Raw genomic sequence first — 18,513 nt, 5'->3', positions numbered from 1 at the left:
CCCCATTTTCTAGCGTTTGGTTAAATGATAAACGATTGACTCATATGGACGCAACGTAAATCCCTTCATATCTGCCGGTACATCCTCATAATTGGATAACAGCACTTGCCCCTCCATCTCATCTATAGCCTGCACAAGCTCATCAGGAAGCGTAAAGTCCGTCTCTCCTGCGTAAAAGTGATTGATCACAAGAAGCTTCTCCTCATCACTTTCTCTCACATAAGCAAAAACCTTCGGGTCATCTGCTAAGAGTAAGGTGAAGCTTCCATATGTGATCACGTCAAGTTCTTTACGTAGCCTGCAAAGGGCTTGATAGTGGTAGAAAATAGATGTCTTATCTTTTAATGAAGCTTCGACCGAAATGTCGTTATTGGCTGGCTCAATCCAAGGTGTTCCTTTTGAGAAACCTGCGTTCTTTTCTGAGGTCCACTGCATCGGTGTTCTCGCATTATCTCTTGACTTGACCTGTAAAATGGCGAGTGCTTCTTCCTTTGATTTCCCTTTTTCAAGCATGGCTTCATACATATTGAGTGATTCGATATCGCGGTAAGACGATATGTCCTCAAACCGAGGATTCTTCATGCCGATCTCTTCACCTTGATAAATATATGGAGTCCCTTGCATGAGATGAATGGTGGTCGCCAGCATCTTCGCTGATTGCTGATGGTACGTTTCATCATCACCGTATCTTGAGACAATACGCGGCTGATCATGATTGCACCAGAAAAGCGCATTCCAGCCGCCGCCCTCATGCATTTTCGTCTGCCACTCAGACAGAATCGACTTCAATTCCTGAAAATCAAATGGTGCGAGGGCCCATTTTTCTCCGTTTGGATAATCGACCTTTAAATGATGGAAATTAAACGTCATATCCAGCTCCTGCCGATCCGGTCTTGTATACCGAATGCAGTCTGCGATATTCGTTGAAGACATTTCCCCGACTGTCATGCTGTCATATTTCGAAAAAACCTCTTGATTCATTTCATGCAGAAACTCATGAATTCTTGGGCCATCCGTATAATACATCCGGCCGTCTCCTTGCACAGACTGTCCGGCGTCATCTAAGAAGCGTTGATCTTTCGAGATGTTGTTGATGACATCCAGCCTGAATCCATCAATTCCTTTATCAAACCAAAAATGCATGATGTCATATACTTGCCTGCGCACCTCATCCTTTTCCCAATTGAGATCCGCCTGTGTGACATCGTATAAATGAAGATAATACTCTCCCGTTGCTTCATCTAGCTCCCAGGCTGGACCGCCAAATTTTGACTGCCAATCATTCGGCGGTGATCCGTCTGCTTTAGGCTCCTTCCAAATATAATAATCTCGATAAGGATGATCCTTTGACTCGCGCGATGCTTGAAACCACTCATGGAAAATGGATGTATGATTGACGGCTAAATCCATGATGACTCGTATGCCTCGATCATGGGCTTCTTTCAGCATGTGTTCAAAATCCGCCATTGTGCCGTACATGTCATGGATTTTTGTATAGTCACTAATATCATAGCCGTTGTCATGCTGCGGGGACTCATACATTGGCGTGAGCCAAATACAATCCGCCCCCAGCTGTTTGATATAATCGAGCTTTTTTGTCACACCATTGATATCGCCTGTACCTGAGCCCGTTGTATCTAAAAAGCTCTTCGGGTAAATTTGATAGACCACCGCTTTTTTCCACCACGGTTCGTTTGTTTGTTGTTTCAATTTCCTTCACCACCACTAGTTAAGTTCTTGTGAAACATCTTTCTTCTTTTTTAGCTTTGCATACAAAAGGGTTCCAATGAACGGGACGATGAGTACAATGACCATCCCTATCGCAAATGCGCCCCAATATTTCGGGATAATGGAGAAGATTCCTGGAATGCCTCCAACACCAACTGAGCTTGCCAGCACCCCTTGAGAGGCGATAAACATACCAGCTAAACCAGAGCTAATGAGTGCAAAAATAAATGGGAATCGATAGCGCAGGTTGACGCCAAACATCGCTGGCTCGGTAATTCCTAAGTAAGCGGAAATACTTGATGTCAGTGAGAGCCCCTTTTGCTTTTCATCTTTTAAAACAAACATCATCGCGAGTGCGGCTGATCCTTGTGCGATATTAGACAGTGCGAGCATCGGCCATAGAAACGTGCCATGCAGTTTGGAATTAATCAATTGAATATCGACAGCGAGGAACGTATGGTGCATCCCTGTAATCACTAATGCAGCGTACAATCCGCCGTATAATAGACCGCCAAGTGCTGCGAACTGCTGGAATACAGCCACAAGTCCAGATGTTAAAACGTTACCGATTGCAAATGTAACAGGTCCAATGACGATAAAGGATAAAAAGCCAATGACTAATAACGTAATCGGTGCAACCACTAACAGCTGAATACTTTCAGGTGTCCGTTTTGTGATGAATAATTCGAGCTTCGCTAGTAAATACGAGGCAACGAGTATCGGAAGAACCTGCCCTTGATAGCCTACCTTTTGCACTTCAAGTCCAAACAAATTCCAGACAGGAATCTCACCAGACTTTTCAGCCGCTCCATAGCCCCACGCATTTAATAAGTCTGGGTGTACAAGCATCAGCCCAAGGACCATCCCTAAGAGCGGATTTCCTCCAAACCGCTTCACTGCTGACCAGCCGATTAATGCGGGCAGGAATGTGAAGGCAGTGCCTGCAATCAAGTTGATCATATTCGCTAAATCAGCCCATGCCGGATACACATCCACAATCGATTTTTGATCAAAGAAAATATCTGGAGCTGTTAAAATATTATTAATCCCCATTAATAAACCGGCTGTGACGATGGCAGGAAGAATCGGAATAAAGATATCCGCAAGCGTTTTCACAGCACGCTGCAATGGATTTAATTTTTGATCAGAGGCACGCTTAACGTCCTCTTTTGTGGCTTCCCCAATGCCTGTCTGTTTCACCATTTCAGCATATACTCGATTGACGACCCCTTGGCCGATCACAACTTGGTATTGACCGTTCGCTGAGAAAGATCCCTTCACTTCTTCTATTTGTTCAAGTGCTTTCTCATCAACCTTTCCTTCATCCTTCAGCACAAAGCGCAGCCTTGTCACACAATGTGTTGCTTGATCAATATTTTCTTTGCCGCCGATGGCTTTCACAATCTGATCTGCTGCTGCCTGATAATCAGCCATGCTATCCCCTCCGAGATCGTTTTTTATAAGAAAAAAGAACCAAAAAACTTGTATATACATGTTTGTTTCTTATTTTATATTTGTATATACATGTAGTCAACAACAAAATGCAGCGCTTTCATAAAAAAAGCTCCCTCAATGTGCTCAGGAGAGGCAGCGTGTCATCATCTTTTTTTATGCTCCGTTAATTTTTCGTAGACCCTGTTTTTATAAAAGGAGGAGGCTGGACGGGCAAAAGTTTGGCGCTTAGATGTGAGTTCATCCAGGCGTTTTTGTTTTTCTTCACATATGAGAGAAAGTTTTTTTCTTTCCTCTCCGTCTATACTGGAGTAAAGAAGCTCTTTGACGGTCATGAGTTCTTTTTTCAGTGCTGTTTCTTCCCCAGCAAAGCCAGCATTTTTCATCATCCTGTAGCCCATTCTGAGTTCTTCAGGTACATGAGCAGCGTCATCTTTAGGCAGGGGTTTCCCAAAGCCAGATAATCCTTCAAAAGCCCCGTGATCCATCGCTTTTTTGATCCGTTCTTCTGATAATCTCTGCGCAAAATCCATGGCGTTTCTCCTTTCGTCTGAAACGATTTGATTAAGCATAGCAAAAAAGCTGACTCTCTCACAAGAGTCAGCTTCAGATACGCTTAAAAGAAGACAAAGGGCTAAAATAAAGATCATTTTAGCCCTCTCTCGTTATTTATTGTCGATTTTGAAAGTAGATACCATCTGTGCTAAGTCCTCTGACATATCAGAGAGCTGTTCAATCGCACTTGAAATTTGCTGCATGCCAGCACTTTGCTGTTCTGTTGCTGCCGCTACTTCTTGAGAGCTGGCGGCGTGTTCTTCCGATACAACTGAAATTTGTTCAATCGATGTAGAAATCGTTTGATATGCTTGCTCTACTTGCTTAATAGAAGCAAGCAAATTGTTCGTTCTTCTTGAAAACTGAGATACGCCGTCGTAAATCACAGCGAAGTTTTGTGACGTGCCTTCCATTTGTTCACGTCCTTCTTCCACTGCTTTACTGCTTTCCTCTACGCTTTCAAGAACACGCTGACTGTTTTCCTGTGTGCCGATGACGAGGTCTGAAACGGTTTTAGCCGCATCCGCTGATTGCTCAGCTAACTTACGCACCTCATCTGCCACAACAGCAAACCCTTTTCCTTCTTCTCCAACACGTGCCGCTTCAATTGAAGCATTCAGTGCAAGCAGATTCGTTTGCGCTGAAATGTCCGTAATAATCGAGATGACACTTTCAATCTCCGTTGAATGAGATTGTAATTCTTCTGCTGCCTGCTTTGAGTTGGTCATCTTGTCATGTAACATATTCAGATGCTCAAGCACATGATTCACTAGTTTTTGACCAGATTCTGACTGCTCTTGTACGTCAGATGAAACAGATTTCATTTCATCGACTTCTTTTGTGACACCTTCGATTTGAGTATCGATCTCTGCAACGGATGTTGTACAATCCGTAATATTTGCGACAGAATCATTGATTCCTTCACTCATATTCGTCATGGCTTCTGACACTTGCTGCGCACTTTGACTCGATTCATTCGTTACGGTGCGAAGCTGTGAGGACATTTTCGACACTTCACTAGATGAGTTTGAGATCTTCGCAATGAGCTCTTTGATCCGCCCCTGCATCTTTTGGAAGGATGCGGCAAGTTGACCGATCTCATCTTTACTTTCAACCTCTACCATTCCAGTTAAATCACCGTCAGCAATTCGGTTCGCTGATTCCATCAATGAACGTGCTGGTTTCGCAATTCTTCTGCCCATGATAAAGGAGAAAAACAACCCACCGATGAGCACAATAGCAGATGCAACCGTGATATAGATCGTCAGCTTCTTCGTTGTTTCAGGCACAACAGATGCATCTAAATCAATTCCTAAAATCCCCGTCAGTTCACCGCCTGAATCTTTGATTGGCAAAAAGACTGATTTATGTGTACCAAATGAGTCTTTGTAAATATCACTTTTGATCATTTTATCTTCAGAAAGTGCTTGTTTCATCTCATCTGAAAAGGCATAATCTTGATCAAAATCATTTTCTTCCCCAGTTAATATAATAATTCTTTCTTTGCCGCTTTTATTAGATAGCACGTATAAGTTCTCAAGCGTATGATCTTCTTGAAGCTCCTTGAATTTCTTTTTGACCTCCACATAAAGGGGATCATCCTTCCCGCTAATGCCAAGAACGTTTCCATCCAAATTATCGATTTCTTTCTTTGCAGTATCAATATCTGTTGTTAATCGATAATCAAATTGCTTTAATAACTGGGATGATAAATCCTGGCTGACTAGATAAAATGTTAAAACGAATAGTGCAACGGTTGCGAGTAATGTTACGACAACGACTGACATGATTTTAGAGGATATCGTGTACCCTCCAAATTTCCTTTGTTTCGCCATTTTTTCCTACATCTCCACTCTCAGATTTGATTTAAGCATGTACATGTTCAAATTGTCCACAAACAGATGCGATCACATCTTTTAAATAAGATACGATATGTGGGATATGCTCTGGTAACGTATAAGGTGAGATAACAAAAAACTTACTAACACTTAGATAGAATTCTTGTCCTTCTTTTGCATTTACAAGTAAAAACTTCGTTGTATCGCCAAAGAACATTTCGTCTCTTTTCTCTCCAAGCTTTTCAAACAGCATTTTGTTCAATTCATTATTCCGCTCAATTTCCATTGCAGTCGCTTCGCCTGAAATCTCTTCTTGAAAACGCGGTGAGCCGTCTAGGTAAATTCTAAATAATGTAGCCATTCCGACGTTGTCATCATTCACGACTTCTGCTTGCGGAATTTCTTGACTGAGTGCTTCTCTAAAGGCAAGGTTCACCTCTAGGAATTGACCGAGCAAGCGCTGGTAGCCTTCAATTCCAAACGTTAACAGCACACTCAGCATACTGATAGAGCTTCCCATTCTTGAGCATTCCAGTGTATAACCCGTATGGTATTCGCCGTAGCCTCTATGACCAACATATGGTGTCTCTTGTTCTTCCAGATCTAAACGCTTTAGGTCAGCAGCATTTTTCACTAAGAATAAACTAGATGTGTAAGGTGTTTGGCCGAGCTTTTGAAAGTCAAAGCACATCGTGTCAGCAAGAGAAAGATGCTGGAATTTCGCTTTGATTTCTTTTAGCATACGAAGAACACCGTATGAGAATTGCAGCGGGTTTTCAGCTACATCATACTCATTAAAGAAAGCAAAGAATCCGCCGAGCGCTGAATCCGCATGAATATGCGGCACCTGTAGACCATACTCCCCAGCAATGGCTTCTGCTGTTTCACGTACCCCTTTTACATCATCAATTGCAATGGCATCTGTTGTTCCGGTTGTTGCGACAATATAAACGGGAATTCCGCCATTTTGTGCAACACGTTCCATTTGACAACGCAAATCTTCCATATCCATCGAATGATCTTTATTCGTCTTAATTCTGATCAAATTGTCTGTGCCAAGTCCTGTTGCTTCCATTGACTTAAATAAGCTGTAATGTGCAGCATCAGAACAAAACGCATAAAGATTTTGCGGGACACCTTTCCGTAGTGACTCCGGCGCAACTTTTGCAATCGCTAAACGTAGTCCTGAGAAAATGGCTCCCTGACCTCCCCATGTTGTATATCCCCCGCTCACACTTGGATCATATCCAATGAGCTTAGACATCATTGAGACCACTCTGACCTCAGCTTCCGCTCCTGCTGGTCCATAAACATCCCATAGGTTGTTTCCATTTACCAGCATGGCCGTCAGCATGCCTAGAATTCCTGGTGTACTTGCCATTGGCAAAATGTTCGTGAAGAAATACTTTGTGTGGTATGGATGGTTATGTAAAAGCTTCAGTAATTCTTCATTCACAAGTTCCGATTGTTGGCCGTTCACCGGAATTTGACTTGTTTCAGTGAGCTTTTGGTAAAAATCTTCTCCACGATTCTTTTCACCCTTTAGGTGTGCACGGTTCGGATCTTTCAGGTGATCGACCCCTGAAACAATCTGCTCCATTAATTTGATGAGTTCTTTACGCTCTGCTGCATTTCCGTCCTCACTCGGAAACCAGTTCTGAACGAGGTTCTCTGCTCGTACAGTCATATACTATCAATCCTTTCAATGGAAGATTTCCCTGTCAAAGTCTATATCGACCCCAATTTAAAAGTTTATAGTCTCGAAATGTTCACTTAAGTATATTTAGATAATTTGTTCATTCATCAAAATAAATAAAACCCTTACAAAACACATCGAAAACATTATGTTGATGAAACAAAAAAATATATTGATATATCTCATCGAAGGAAATTTCATCCATGTTCCTCCTCCATTCTTTTTCTCATTTTTTTTACTTAACCTGCATAAACATTAAGAAACACTGGAAATACTCTCTAAATAATCATTGTAGAAACCAAATTAATTCTTTAGACTTGTGTCTTTTTACCTGTTTTATTGATATAGCAACTGGAAAATGGCTGAATTTTCTGTTAATAATAGGATGAATTTCATAAAAAGTTTTTCGAAGAGCGAATATTTTCGTTTTCTTCCCTTTTATTGCTCGGACAGGCTGCTGACGCTCTTCTCCGGTTAACACTTTTCTATTTGAGCATTTCATGGTATATTCTAATGGTTCGTTTTCTTTCGTTCCGCCTCTTCCGTGTATCGGAGAAAAGGAGTGTTTTTATGAAAACATTTATTCAAAAACGAGGCCTCGGCTTCTTTGTTATTGCAGCCATCTTACTTTGGCTCAAAACGTATTCAGCGTATTTAATTGAATTTAAACTTGGTATATCAAATGTGCTTCAGCATATTTTGCTTTTCGTGAATCCTATTAGCTCCAGCTTGTTCTTTCTTGGCTTTGCTTTATTGTTCAAGAAAAAATGGCAGCCTGCCGCTATCATTGTGATTCATTTTTTCATGTCTTTTTTACTATACGCAAACATCGTGTACTATCGATTCTTCAATGACTTTATCACGCTGCCTACCGTGATGCAGGCAGGAACGAATGGCGGACAATTAGGTGATAGTGCATTTTCACTCATGCGTTGGACTGATATGTTTTACTTTATGGATACAATCATTTTGATCGTACTCGCAGTCCGCATGAAAAAGCAGCAGCAAACAAGTACAGCTACTGTACCTGTTCAAAAGTCAAAATCGTTTAGACTCGTCCTTGTGTCCTCTGTTGTGATCTTTGTGATGAACTTAGTCGCCGCAGAGATTGATCGACCAGAGCTTTTATCAAGATCGTTTGACCGCAATTATTTAGTTAAATATTTAGGTGCTTATAACTTTACTGTGTTTGATGCCATTCAAAATGTGAAATCAAACAGCCAGCGTGCTCTGGCAAATTCAAATGACGTGACAGATGTAGAGAACTATTTAAAAGCGAACAGCGCTGATCCTAACCCGGCGTATTACGGGAAAGCGAAAGGCATGAACGTGATCACCATTTCTCTTGAATCTCTGCAAAACTTTGTCATTGATTACAAAGTAAACGGAAAAGAAGTGACGCCATTCCTTAATTCATTGGCACACGACAACCAAACGTTTTACTTTGATAACTTCTTCCATCAAACAGGACAAGGAAAGACGTCTGATGCTGAATTTATGATGGATACTGGGCTATTCCCATTATCACAGGGCTCTGTTTTTATTAACAAAGCGCAAAACACGTATCAAGCACTTCCTGGCATCTTGAAGAAGGATCAATACACGTCAGCAGAATTCCACGGCAATACGAAAACCTTCTGGAACCGTAATGAAATGTTTAAGTCGTTTGGATATGACAGATTTTACGATTCTGAGTACTACGATATGAATGAGCAAGATACGAAGAACTATGGGCTGAAAGACAAACCTTTCTTCAAAGAATCCATGCCAATGCTCGAAAACTTGAAGCAGCCGTTTTATTCGAAATTCATTACGTTATCGAACCATTTCCCATTTGGAATGGATGAAGGTGATACCGATTTCGAACCTGGTGACTTCGGAGACTCTGTCGTCAATAACTATTTCCAATCGGCTCATTATTTAGATGAAGCCATTGAACAGTTCTTCAACGACTTGAAAAAATCAGGTCTCTATGACAATACAGTCGTCATTATGTACGGAGACCATTACGGCATTTCTGAAAATCACAATGAAGCGATGGAAAAAGTGACAGGACAAAAAATCGGAGATTATGAAAATGCGCAGCTCATGCGTGTGCCGCTCTTTATTCATGTACCAGGGGTAAAAGGCGGACAGATTCATAAATACTCTGGAGAAGTCGATATCGCACCAACCCTTCTGCACCTGCTCGGCGATGATACGAAGAACTATTTAATGTCTGGTTCTGATATCTTATCGAAGAATTTCAAAGAGCTTGTGCCATTTAGAAACGGTGACTTCGTCTCTAAGGACTACACAAAAGTAGGCAATAACTATTACAGCAACAAAACAGGCGAGAAAATTGAGCCGACTGATAAAGCATCACAAGAAAATGAAACGGTGAAAAAGATGCTGGAGACATCTGATAAGATCGTCACCGAAGATTTACTCCGTTTCTACAAGCCTAAAGGCTTTACACCGATTGACCGCAATCAATATGACTATACAAAGAAAGTACAGGATGAAGAAGATTCCTCTTCCGCCAAAGATGAATCCAGCTCTTCATCAAAATAACTTTCTCATTTTAAGAACCAGCCGATCCCTGATCAGCTGGTTCTTTTCCCGTTTGACCGCTATTGCACCGGGTATAGAAAGAAGAAGGAGGGATTTATCTTGAAAAAAACAACCGCTTTTGTCGTGACTGCTTCACTCGCTTCGTCCGCCCTAATTGGTTTCAGCCCTGCGGTCTCAGCACACGCCATGACCAAAACAGCAGTAGAACAATCCGTTCCTCAAGGTCCGAAAAACACATTAAACAACGTGTATGAGCTGGCACATAAAGGACAAATGCCGTACTATGCAGAAGGACTAAAAATTGGTGTTCAAACAAAAAAAGACGTTCATCATAAACTAGGAAATCCATATCCAGAAACAGGTCACAGCAGCTTTGATTTGTATTATGCTGAAATGGGGAATCCGGGATTTGCTTTTCATTATGATGCAAAAGGCAAAATTGACGAAATCCGTTATTTCGGTACAAATGTAGAAAAAGAAACGAATATCGGCGGGATGACCCCTTCCCTATTAAAGAAACAACTTGGACCAGCGGATTCGGTCAGCACCATCCCTCAGACAAAAGAGAAAAAATACGTGTATCGAACTGGAGATTATGAGCTTGAATTTATCGTCGGCCATGACCCAGATATAAATCATCATAAACTCACCGTCCTGCATATTAACCTGATGAAAGCCGATTCCTAAATAAAAAAGCATCCTGAGCAGAAGCTCAGGATGCTTTTTTTTATTATGAAGCCACTTCTAAATGCGGCTTTCTTTTCATTGTTCGTTTCAAGACTGGACCTGCGACATAATCAAGTCCAAATTTGCCTGCATTCCCTTTCGCTGCCATGATGACGATGGCAATGAGCAAGAGAAGCGGGTTGACAGAGACGGTACCAGCTAGTAAGAAAGAGACATTCATCACGCTTCCGAAAAAGGCTGCGGTTGTTGTGAACAATCCAACGATTAATCCTAGACCTACTAAGATTTCTCCCCACATGACCATGGCACTGAATAGTCCCGCATTCGGCAAAGCGACATTTTCTAAAAACCATACATAGAACGGATACACTAAATGGCCATCTTTGACAACAGGTTCAGCTATCGCAAATTGTAAATATCCTGATGCATCGAATCCGCCTGTTAGTTTTCCTATACCAGATGTCAGCCAAGTCCATCCGATATAAAGTCTTGCTGCCAAAAGGATAACCGCTGCCCATACATTCGTTTGTAAGAATTTTGTAAACATGATGATGCCTCCTTTTAATTTATGTGAAATATTTCACATTATCTTTATGATCTTATTATACTATGCCGTTTCTAATTTGTGATCTTTTTCACATAGGTATTCACAAATTGTTCATGAATATCTATGTGAGGTAAACTTTTCCCTTGCTAAAACCGTCTAAGTCATTTCAGACAATAAGAAAGGGTTTAACTTTGTATGAAAACATTATTCCATTTTGCTTACTTACAGGCGATGTCGTGTCTATTCCCTGTCATGATCTTTGCGGCGCTTGCCCTATCAAAGATGGTGGCTATTCCTTTTCTTCACCGGTATGATTTCATTCTACTGCTTTGCCTCCTGGCACAGATTCTCATGCTGACGCTTCGGCTGGAGACATTGAATGAACTGAAGGTGATTTGTCTATTTCACCTCATTGGAATTGGCTTAGAAATGTATAAAGTACATATGGGTTCTTGGTCCTATCCTGAAGAAGCTTATACGAAGGTCTTTGGGGTTCCGCTCTATAGCGGGTTTATGTATGCGAGTGTAGCAAGCTATATTTATCAGGCACTGTCCCGACTTCAAGTGCAGATGGCTTCATGGCCCCATCCGTTTTTTTCAATCGGGATCAGTTTGTGCATTTATCTCAATTTCTTTACGCATCATTGGCTCTATGATCTCAGGTGGTGGCTGACATTGCTGCTTGTTGTCGTGTTTCGAAAAACGTCCGTCTCGTTTCAGGTTGGCTCTTCTACCTTTCGAATGCCGCTTGTCGTCTCATTTCTGCTGATTGGTTTCTTCATTTGGATTGCCGAAAATGTCACCACCTTTTTAGGAGCATGGCAATATCCAAATCAACAGCACGCTTGGTCTCTCGTACATCTTGGGAAAATCAGTTCTTGGTTTTTACTTGTTGTAATCAGTATTGTGCTGGTGATCGAACAGCGCAAACAAAAAAACGTTCAGCCCATTTGACCTGGCTGAACGCTTTTTTCAATCTCGATCGACTTCCTTGCGGAGATCATCTGCGACAAATTCTACATTCGTTCCAATGATGATTTGTACGGAGGTTTTCCCTGAAGTCAGTACCCCTTTGGCACCTGCTTTTTTCAATGTGCCTTCATTTAATAAATGTGTATCTTCTACTGTTAAACGTAGACGAGTGGCACAATGATCAATCGTGGTGATATTGTCTTTGCCGCCAAGTCCCTCTACAAGCATACTCGCACCTGCCGTCTTCGTATCATCGGCTGCAATATCTTCAATGTCATCATCTTCCCTGCCTGGTGTTTTGAGCTTTAACAGTTTAATGAGGAAATAGAAAACCACAAAGTACACAATGCCATAAAGCACCCCAACTCCGAGCAGCATGAGTGGTTTTCGTGCGATGCCAAAGCTTAAAACGTAATCAATCGCTCCTGCTGAAAAGGCGAAGCCGCTATGAATTCCAATGGTGTTCACAATAAAGAGCGAAAGACCTGTTAGCACAGCATGGACACCATATAAGAGTGGAGATAAAAACATAAATGAAAATTCAATTGGTTCAGTGATCCCTGTAATAAATGACGTAAGCGCCATCCCAATCATCAAGCCAGCTGTAGCTTTTCGCTTTTCAGGCTTTGCGGTCACAACCATGGCTAGACATGCCGCTGGCAGACCGAACATCATCACTGGGAAGAACCCAGTCATAAAGACACCCGCACTTGGATCTCCTTTAAAGAATCGTGCTAAATCCCCTGTTGCCCCGCTGAATTCCCCGAATTGAAACCAAAATAAGTTATTCAGCACATGATGAAGTCCTAATGGAATGAGCAATCGGTTAAAGAAACCAAACAGCCCTGCACCCGTTGCACCAAGACTTAAAATCCATTCCCCTAAACCATTGATCCCGCTTTGAATCGGAGGCCAGACATATCCGAAAACGGCTGCTAATAGAATGGTGAAAAGTGCGGTCATAATGGGCACAAGCCGTCTTCCGCTAAAGAACCCTAAGTATTCCGGCAGTTTTGTATCCTTGAAGCGATTGTACACATACCCTGCCAATAGCCCGCATAAAATACCGCCCAATACCCCCATATTGTTCGTTGAGTTAATCGACGTTGTACCAGCTGATAAAATAAAATAAGAGATCGCACCTGATAATGCCGCTGCCCCATTACCATCCTTTGCAATGCCGATCGCTATACCCATTGCAAAAATTAAAGCCAAGTTTGCAAAAATAGCATTCCCTGCCGCATGAATAAACGGGATATCGAATACATCCTCCCGCCCAATAGCCAAAATAATCCCTGCTGCTGGAAGCACAGCGATTGGAAGCATAAATGATTTGCCTAGCTTTTGAAAAAACTGAAACACCATTTGCCTTCTCCCCCTTTGTCTTCATCATGACCAAACGTTCATGATGTTCATAAAAAATATATCATATGCACATCTAGTTATCTATACCAATTTGTCCACATTCATTTCACATTCCGCTCTTTACTCTTTTCGCGTAAAATGTGGTAAGCTATTGAATAGAATGAAGTTATAGAAAGCGGGAATGAACAGTGATTGTCAAACATGATCATGAGTTAGAAGCCTTAAAAAAAGTCGGCCGAATTGTCGCTTTGGCAAGAGAAGAAATGAAAAGCCAAGCGAAACCAGGCATGTCTACAAAAGAATTAGATTTGATTGGAAAAAAAATATTAGAAGAGCATGGGGCCAATTCGGCGCCTGAAAAGGAATATGACTTCCCTGGGACGACTTGTATCAGCGTGAACGATGAAGTTGCACACGGTATTCCAAGTGAAAAAACCATTTTACAAGAGGGCGACCTCATCAATATTGATATCTCAGCAGAGCTGGACGGCTATTATTCCGATACCGGCATTTCATTCGTATTAGGTACAGGTGATGCTCGTCTTGAAGCATTATGCCAGTGTGCAGAGGATGCATTCCTCGAAGGATTAAAGCATGCAAAAGCCGGTAAAAGACAAAACCAAATTGGCCGTGCGGTCTACAATACAGCCAAAGAACAAGGATTTACCGTCATTAAAAACCTAACAGGACACGGCATTGGGAAAAATCTGCATGAAGCACCCAACCATATTTTGAACTATTATGATCCATTCGATAATGCTTTGTTTAAGAATGGCACAGTGATCGCCTTCGAACCTTTTATTTCAACAAATGCTGAATCGATTTATCAGACTGATGACGGCTGGACATTTAAAACACCAGATAAAAGCCTAGTGGCACAGATTGAACATACCATTGTGATCACAAAAGACGAACCCATTATTTTAACGAAGCTGTAAGCCAGCAGGTCCCCTTCTTCACTGGAGGGGTTTTTTTCGTTTCCCTTTCACGAATCTGTCACGACTAAACAAAAATGCCTGTGGTAAAATAGGCAAAGATATGCGAAAGGGGTCTTATTTGATATGTGGTTCATCATCATAGGAGTTATCTTTTTGATAGAAAGTATCATCTTAACGGTTGTAGGTATTAAGAAAAAACAATCCATGATGACTTATCTTGGTATTGTCATCATGATTATGACGGTCGGCATGATCATCGTTACCCTCAACCCGCCAAATTCATAAATGATTATTTCCAGCATATACATGGATCATAGGCAGATAGAATCAGTTTTCATTTCTTAACCCCTGCACACTTTTCACGTCCTTTTTTGAGATGTTACAATGCAGGCAGTTTCAATTGAAAGGAGTTTTCTATCATGCATTATGGTAGCAAAGGCTGGTATGTCGAAGAATTAAAGAAGCTTGGTGTGACCAAGCATGAAGGAAGAAAGCTTCAAAGCTTAAAAACATATTTCCTTGCAAATCTTCTTGAGCAAAAGAAACCTAGCTCATAAACGCTTAAAGCCGTACATCAGCATAAGATGTACGGCATTTTTTAAATGTGCTGAACTCGTTTTTCTAAAGACTTCCTCACCACATCTGCTAAGGCATCTACTTCAAGAACGGCTTTCAGCCTCTCTGGACTTGTTTGACGATATTTGACTTCGTTCACTTCATGGACTGTAATGTGATGGGGCGCTTTTTCTACTAATACAAGAGAACCATCAGGCGGCACTATGCCTTCTTTCAGCACCCGTAAATAAAAGCCGGTATACCCCGTTTGCTGTACTTCCTTGACAAGCTTCATGTTAGCGTGCTTAAAAGATAGTTTCACACACGGCTGTCTTGGCTGGCTCACTTCAACAAGTGCTTCTCCAAGTTGAAAGACATCGCCAATACGCACCTTCGTCTCGACTAGCTTGCGCACTGTCAGATTTTCGCCAAACGCAGCTTCCTGTAATGTAACCCCTAAAAATTGCTCGAAGTAAGCATAATGATCATATGGAAAGACGCAGACGGCTTTATCATATCCTCCATGATGAACCAAATCACCTTGGCCATCTCCCTCAAAATTGACCTTACTCAAATACACAGGCTCATGAATACGCTTTTTGTTGATGGCTGTTTTGATTTCTTTTCCGTTCGCATAGGTCGTGATGGGTTGTCCTACTTGGATTCCTACTATGTCGTATCTCTTCTGTCCCAAGATGACCATCTCCTTTAGTTGTCTCATGCCTATTATTTTACATCGTTAGACAATTAAATCATAGTCGATGCGTGAAGGTCAGTTACATGCTATGGTACGATGAGAAAAAAGGAGAGATGACATTGATTCATTATCATGCCATTGTCGCAGGACGGGTGCAGGGAGTCGGTTTTCGCTATTTTGTACAAGGAGAAGCCGTCAATCGCGGGATGAAAGGCTGGGTACGCAACACAGATGAAGGTCATGTCGAGTTAAAGGTAGAGGGTGAGCAGCAAAAGGTACTTGATTTCTTAAAGACCGTTCGAAAAGGAAGCCCTTTTTCAAAGGTCACAGATATGCAGATGGAGCCGCTCACTGAGTTAGCTCATTATAAGGATTTTCGAATAAGGTAATCAAAAAACCTAGCTCTCGCTAGGCTTTTTCTGTCCCATGGTAGGGCTTTTCCTGATAAAAATAATTCGGCTTCACAATGGTATTGTCGTAATGCTTGTGGAAGACGTGGGTAGCAGCTGGTGATACTGGCGGAATCAGCCATGTCCAGTCCCCAGTCAGCTTGCGGTCAGCCTTTTCTTCCTGCTTTTCAAACTGTTTGAATTGATGTGCTGCTGTATGGTGATCAACAATGGTCACCCCTGCTTCTCGGTAAGAATGGAGAACCGCTACATTCAACTCAACAATGGCTTTGTCCTTCCAAAGCGACGCATTCTTTGTCGTGTCCAGCCCTAAAATAGAAGCAACTTTTTTCAACATATTGTAGCGATTTTCATCGGCTAGGTTACGTGCGCCAATTTCTGTACCCATATACCATCCGTTAAACGGTGCCGCATTGTAATGAATACCGCCAATCTCTAATTTCATATCAGCAATAATCGGAACGGCGTACCATTTCAATCCTAAATCACGAAATCCTTCATATTCAGGATGGGTAATCTCGACTTCTTGGACGATTTCTTTCGGAAGCTCATACAGAACTGGCGGCTGATCCTTTAGCTGAAACATGAGAGGCAGAATATCAAAATGCGTGCCCTCCCCTTTCCAGCCATGGGCTTCACACAACTTTGTCAATTCAAGAGATGCCTCGTCGCCAATGATGCCATACTCCGTCTCATAGCCTGCATAACGAACGAGCTGATGATTATAAATGACGACTTCCTTTTGCGAATGATTTTCTGGAGGAAAGATCGTAATGGATGGTTTGATTTTCCCACCATTTGTCGCATACTCAATATGATGAAAGAGTGCCTCTTTCACCTCTTCTTCTGTCTTCACATGCCGGCAGTCGTGAACTTGCAGGGTTGACCAAAACAAACGGCCAATGCAGCGGTTGCTGTTGCGCCACGCCATTTTCGCCCCGTGCGCCAATTCCTCTTGTGTATGAGTATACATCCCTTCAGAGTCAATTTCTTGTTTTATTTCATGCAGACGTGCTGCTTTCTCTTCATTGGACTTGCTTAATTCTTCATAGCATAAAGAAATAAAAGCTTCTGCTTCATTCCACAACGCTTCTTGATTACTCAAACATACTCGCCTCACTTTAATACGAATATATCCATTGTAGCGGTTTCTATTAATAAATTCACTGGTTTCAAACCATTTTTTATCATATCAACCGACCATTGTCCTTAGAGCGCGGATGAATCAATCCGTTTAAGGGTTTGCTCGAGCCAGCGGACATAGCCTTTTTCTCTTTCAATTGCCCTTGTCAGCACTAAGTAATGCCCAAATTGCGCTGAATGAAGCGATTCAGCGGCAGGGTCTTCCTCCGTTAAAGCGTGCAGCTTCTGTTCTAGCATGTCTATTTTTTTGGTGCGCTCTAGCAGTTGATGTGTAAACAAGTCAGCCGCTTCTTTGTTGTCCATGGAAGAGATGAAAAATGTTTTGAGCATGAATTCATCCTTTGTTGTTTCTGGTATCGGGTCTTTTGTCCTTAACCACTGATGCAATTCTGCTTTCCCTGCCTCTGTGATTTGATAAACCTTCTTCTCCAGCTTCTTTCCTTGTATACGAATATCAAATTCAATAAACCCTTCTTCTGTGAGACGCTTCAGCTCAGGGTAAATTTGGCTGTGCTTCGCACTCCAAAACTGTCCAAGGGAATCCTTAAAATGTTTGGTTATATCGTATCCCGTCAGCTCACACTGATCTAGTAAGCCAAGAATGGCATATTTCAAAACTCTCATGATGTGCCTCCAACGCTTATTCTTTGACAATAGTATACCATAGACTTTAAAATAAACATGTAAATCATGACATGTTTTAAATAACATCATTCTAATGAAAGAAGGAATAAACATGGATCAATTCGTTGGACTTCATATGATTTATACGTATGAAAATGGCTGGGAATATGAGATTTACATTAAAAACGATCACACCATTGATTACCGCATTCATAGCGGAATGGTTGGAGGCCGCTGGGTCCGTGATCAAGAAGTGAATATTGTGAAGCTGACAAAAGGCGTTTACAAAGTTTCTTGGACAGAACCAACTGGGACAGACGTCTCTCTGAACTTTATGCCTGAAGAAAAACGCATGCATGGCGTCATCTTCTTCCCAAAATGGGTGCATGAACGTCCAGATATCACAGTTTGCTATCAAAATGACTATATCGATCTCATGAAAGAATCTCGTGAAAAATACGAAACCTATCCAAAATATGTTGTTCCAGAATTTGCGGACATTACGTATATCCATCATGCAGGTGTAAATGACGAAACCATTATCGCCGAAGCACCATATGAAGGCTTGACTGATGAAATAAGAGCTGGACGAAAATAAAAAAGCGGCACGCACTGTGCCGCTTCTAGATTGTAGACAAAGGGCTAAAATGATGTTTATTTTAGCCCTTTGTCTTCTTTTCAGCGTGATAGAAAACCTTTGCAGTCTAGGAAGGACGAGCACCGAAGCGGAGCGAATTTAACATTCGTGAGCAT

Annotated in this window: 18 protein-coding genes; 8 read left to right on the top strand and 10 right to left on the bottom strand. The window is 41.7% G+C overall.

Translation table 11 applies throughout. From position 1 onward, the window contains the following. Positions 1-9 precede the first annotated feature (9 nt). The 5 genes from treC to MKZ03_RS03635 all read right to left on the bottom strand — a co-directional run bounded on the left by treC (position 10) and on the right by MKZ03_RS03635 (position 7,260). Positions 10-1,710: an alpha,alpha-phosphotrehalase gene (gene treC / locus MKZ03_RS03655; protein ID WP_034665166.1), complete on the bottom strand. Its 1,701-nt coding sequence runs from the start codon at positions 1,708-1,710 to the stop codon at positions 10-12. Between the two features lie 15 nt (positions 1,711-1,725). Beyond that, positions 1,726-3,162, bottom strand: coding sequence for a PTS system trehalose-specific EIIBC component (gene treP / locus MKZ03_RS03650; RefSeq protein ID WP_034665169.1), 1,437 nt, complete (start codon positions 3,160-3,162; stop codon positions 1,726-1,728). A gap of 164 nt (positions 3,163-3,326) precedes the next feature. Then, positions 3,327-3,713, bottom strand: a complete 387-nt coding sequence (locus MKZ03_RS03645) for a DnaJ family domain-containing protein (RefSeq protein WP_341030962.1) — start codon at positions 3,711-3,713, stop codon at positions 3,327-3,329. A gap of 132 nt (positions 3,714-3,845) precedes the next feature. Beyond that, complete coding sequence (locus MKZ03_RS03640) at positions 3,846-5,570, bottom strand: methyl-accepting chemotaxis protein (RefSeq protein ID WP_341030960.1); 1,725 nt, start codon at positions 5,568-5,570, stop codon at positions 3,846-3,848. A 31-nt stretch (positions 5,571-5,601) separates the two neighbouring features. Beyond that, positions 5,602-7,260, bottom strand: coding sequence for a pyridoxal phosphate-dependent decarboxylase family protein (locus MKZ03_RS03635; RefSeq protein ID WP_334750892.1), 1,659 nt, complete (start codon positions 7,258-7,260; stop codon positions 5,602-5,604). Positions 7,261-7,839: 579 nt separating this feature from the next. Here MKZ03_RS03635 and MKZ03_RS03630 point away from each other — a divergent pair. Next, positions 7,840-9,822, top strand: coding sequence for an LTA synthase family protein (locus tag MKZ03_RS03630; protein WP_034665184.1), 1,983 nt, complete (start codon positions 7,840-7,842; stop codon positions 9,820-9,822). Positions 9,823-9,921: 99 nt separating this feature from the next. Beyond that, positions 9,922-10,509 (top strand): YjgB family protein, encoded by a 588-nt coding sequence (locus tag MKZ03_RS03625; RefSeq protein WP_341030958.1) that lies wholly within the window; start codon positions 9,922-9,924, stop codon positions 10,507-10,509. A gap of 43 nt (positions 10,510-10,552) precedes the next feature. Here MKZ03_RS03625 and MKZ03_RS03620 read toward each other — a convergent pair whose 3' ends face one another. Continuing rightward, positions 10,553-11,056 carry a DoxX family protein gene (locus MKZ03_RS03620; RefSeq protein WP_034665187.1) on the bottom strand — a complete coding sequence of 168 codons (504 nt, stop codon included), beginning with the start codon at positions 11,054-11,056 and terminating at the stop codon, positions 10,553-10,555. 195 nt (positions 11,057-11,251) lie between these two features. On the opposite strand from MKZ03_RS03620, the gene MKZ03_RS03615 reads away from it, so the two are divergent. Beyond that, entirely contained in the window at positions 11,252-12,010 is a 759-nt protein-coding gene (locus tag MKZ03_RS03615; protein ID WP_095286073.1) for a DUF817 domain-containing protein, read from the top strand. Between the two features lie 18 nt (positions 12,011-12,028). On the opposite strand, the gene nagE is transcribed toward MKZ03_RS03615, so the two are convergent. Next, entirely contained in the window at positions 12,029-13,390 is a 1,362-nt protein-coding gene (gene nagE / locus MKZ03_RS03610) for an N-acetylglucosamine-specific PTS transporter subunit IIBC (RefSeq protein WP_341032604.1), read from the bottom strand. 191 nt (positions 13,391-13,581) lie between these two features. On the opposite strand from nagE, the gene map reads away from it, so the two are divergent. The 3 genes from map to MKZ03_RS03595 all read left to right on the top strand — a co-directional run bounded on the left by map (position 13,582) and on the right by MKZ03_RS03595 (position 14,888). After that, positions 13,582-14,331 (top strand): type I methionyl aminopeptidase, encoded by a 750-nt coding sequence (gene map, locus MKZ03_RS03605; protein ID WP_034665196.1) that lies wholly within the window; start codon positions 13,582-13,584, stop codon positions 14,329-14,331. Between the two features lie 123 nt (positions 14,332-14,454). Beyond that, a complete protein-coding gene (locus tag MKZ03_RS03600) occupies positions 14,455-14,616 on the top strand; it encodes a hypothetical protein (RefSeq protein ID WP_003214360.1) in 162 nt (53 codons plus the stop codon). A 134-nt stretch (positions 14,617-14,750) separates the two neighbouring features. Further along, positions 14,751-14,888: a YflJ family protein gene (locus MKZ03_RS03595; RefSeq protein ID WP_003214303.1), complete on the top strand. Its 138-nt coding sequence runs from the start codon at positions 14,751-14,753 to the stop codon at positions 14,886-14,888. 41 nt (positions 14,889-14,929) lie between these two features. On the opposite strand, the gene MKZ03_RS03590 is transcribed toward MKZ03_RS03595, so the two are convergent. Further along, positions 14,930-15,580 (bottom strand): MOSC domain-containing protein, encoded by a 651-nt coding sequence (locus MKZ03_RS03590; RefSeq protein ID WP_060595758.1) that lies wholly within the window; start codon positions 15,578-15,580, stop codon positions 14,930-14,932. A gap of 122 nt (positions 15,581-15,702) precedes the next feature. Here MKZ03_RS03590 and MKZ03_RS03585 point away from each other — a divergent pair, with 122 nt between their 5' ends. Continuing rightward, positions 15,703-15,972 carry an acylphosphatase gene (locus tag MKZ03_RS03585; protein ID WP_034665208.1) on the top strand — a complete coding sequence of 90 codons (270 nt, stop codon included), beginning with the start codon at positions 15,703-15,705 and terminating at the stop codon, positions 15,970-15,972. A 19-nt stretch (positions 15,973-15,991) separates the two neighbouring features. Here MKZ03_RS03585 and MKZ03_RS03580 read toward each other — a convergent pair whose 3' ends face one another. Beyond that, positions 15,992-17,098 carry a nitric oxide synthase oxygenase gene (locus MKZ03_RS03580; protein ID WP_307499281.1) on the bottom strand — a complete coding sequence of 369 codons (1,107 nt, stop codon included), beginning with the start codon at positions 17,096-17,098 and terminating at the stop codon, positions 15,992-15,994. A gap of 104 nt (positions 17,099-17,202) precedes the next feature. Then, complete coding sequence (locus MKZ03_RS03575) at positions 17,203-17,760, bottom strand: PadR family transcriptional regulator (RefSeq protein ID WP_034665213.1); 558 nt, start codon at positions 17,758-17,760, stop codon at positions 17,203-17,205. A 112-nt stretch (positions 17,761-17,872) separates the two neighbouring features. Between MKZ03_RS03575 and MKZ03_RS03570 the strand changes: the two genes are divergently transcribed. Next, complete coding sequence (locus tag MKZ03_RS03570) at positions 17,873-18,358, top strand: phenolic acid decarboxylase (protein ID WP_025206914.1); 486 nt, start codon at positions 17,873-17,875, stop codon at positions 18,356-18,358. Positions 18,359-18,513 lie beyond the last annotated feature (155 nt).

It is taken from the genome of Bacillus sp. FSL R5-0431 (assembly GCF_038002985.1).
In the GTDB taxonomy this organism is placed as follows: Bacteria; Bacillota; Bacilli; order Bacillales; family Bacillaceae; genus Bacillus.
Note: the sequence above shows the minus strand (reverse complement) of the source record. Positions and strands in the feature narration are given on the sequence as shown.

Coding starts and splice junctions, on each gene's coding strand:
- MKZ03_RS03620 (WP_034665187.1), bottom strand. CDS start 11,056: ATGTTTACAAAATTCTTACAAACGAATGTATGGGCAGCGGTTATCCTT.
- treP (WP_034665169.1), bottom strand. CDS start 3,162: ATGGCTGATTATCAGGCAGCAGCAGATCAGATTGTGAAAGCCATCGGC.
- MKZ03_RS03630 (WP_034665184.1), top strand. CDS start 7,840: ATGAAAACATTTATTCAAAAACGAGGCCTCGGCTTCTTTGTTATTGCA.
- MKZ03_RS03575 (WP_034665213.1), bottom strand. CDS start 17,760: ATGAGAGTTTTGAAATATGCCATTCTTGGCTTACTAGATCAGTGTGAG.
- MKZ03_RS03570 (WP_025206914.1), top strand. CDS start 17,873: ATGGATCAATTCGTTGGACTTCATATGATTTATACGTATGAAAATGGC.
- MKZ03_RS03645 (WP_341030962.1), bottom strand. CDS start 3,713: ATGGATTTTGCGCAGAGATTATCAGAAGAACGGATCAAAAAAGCGATG.
- MKZ03_RS03615 (WP_095286073.1), top strand. CDS start 11,252: ATGAAAACATTATTCCATTTTGCTTACTTACAGGCGATGTCGTGTCTA.
- MKZ03_RS03635 (WP_334750892.1), bottom strand. CDS start 7,260: ATGACTGTACGAGCAGAGAACCTCGTTCAGAACTGGTTTCCGAGTGAG.
- MKZ03_RS03600 (WP_003214360.1), top strand. CDS start 14,455: ATGTGGTTCATCATCATAGGAGTTATCTTTTTGATAGAAAGTATCATC.
- MKZ03_RS03595 (WP_003214303.1), top strand. CDS start 14,751: ATGCATTATGGTAGCAAAGGCTGGTATGTCGAAGAATTAAAGAAGCTT.
- MKZ03_RS03640 (WP_341030960.1), bottom strand. CDS start 5,570: ATGGCGAAACAAAGGAAATTTGGAGGGTACACGATATCCTCTAAAATC.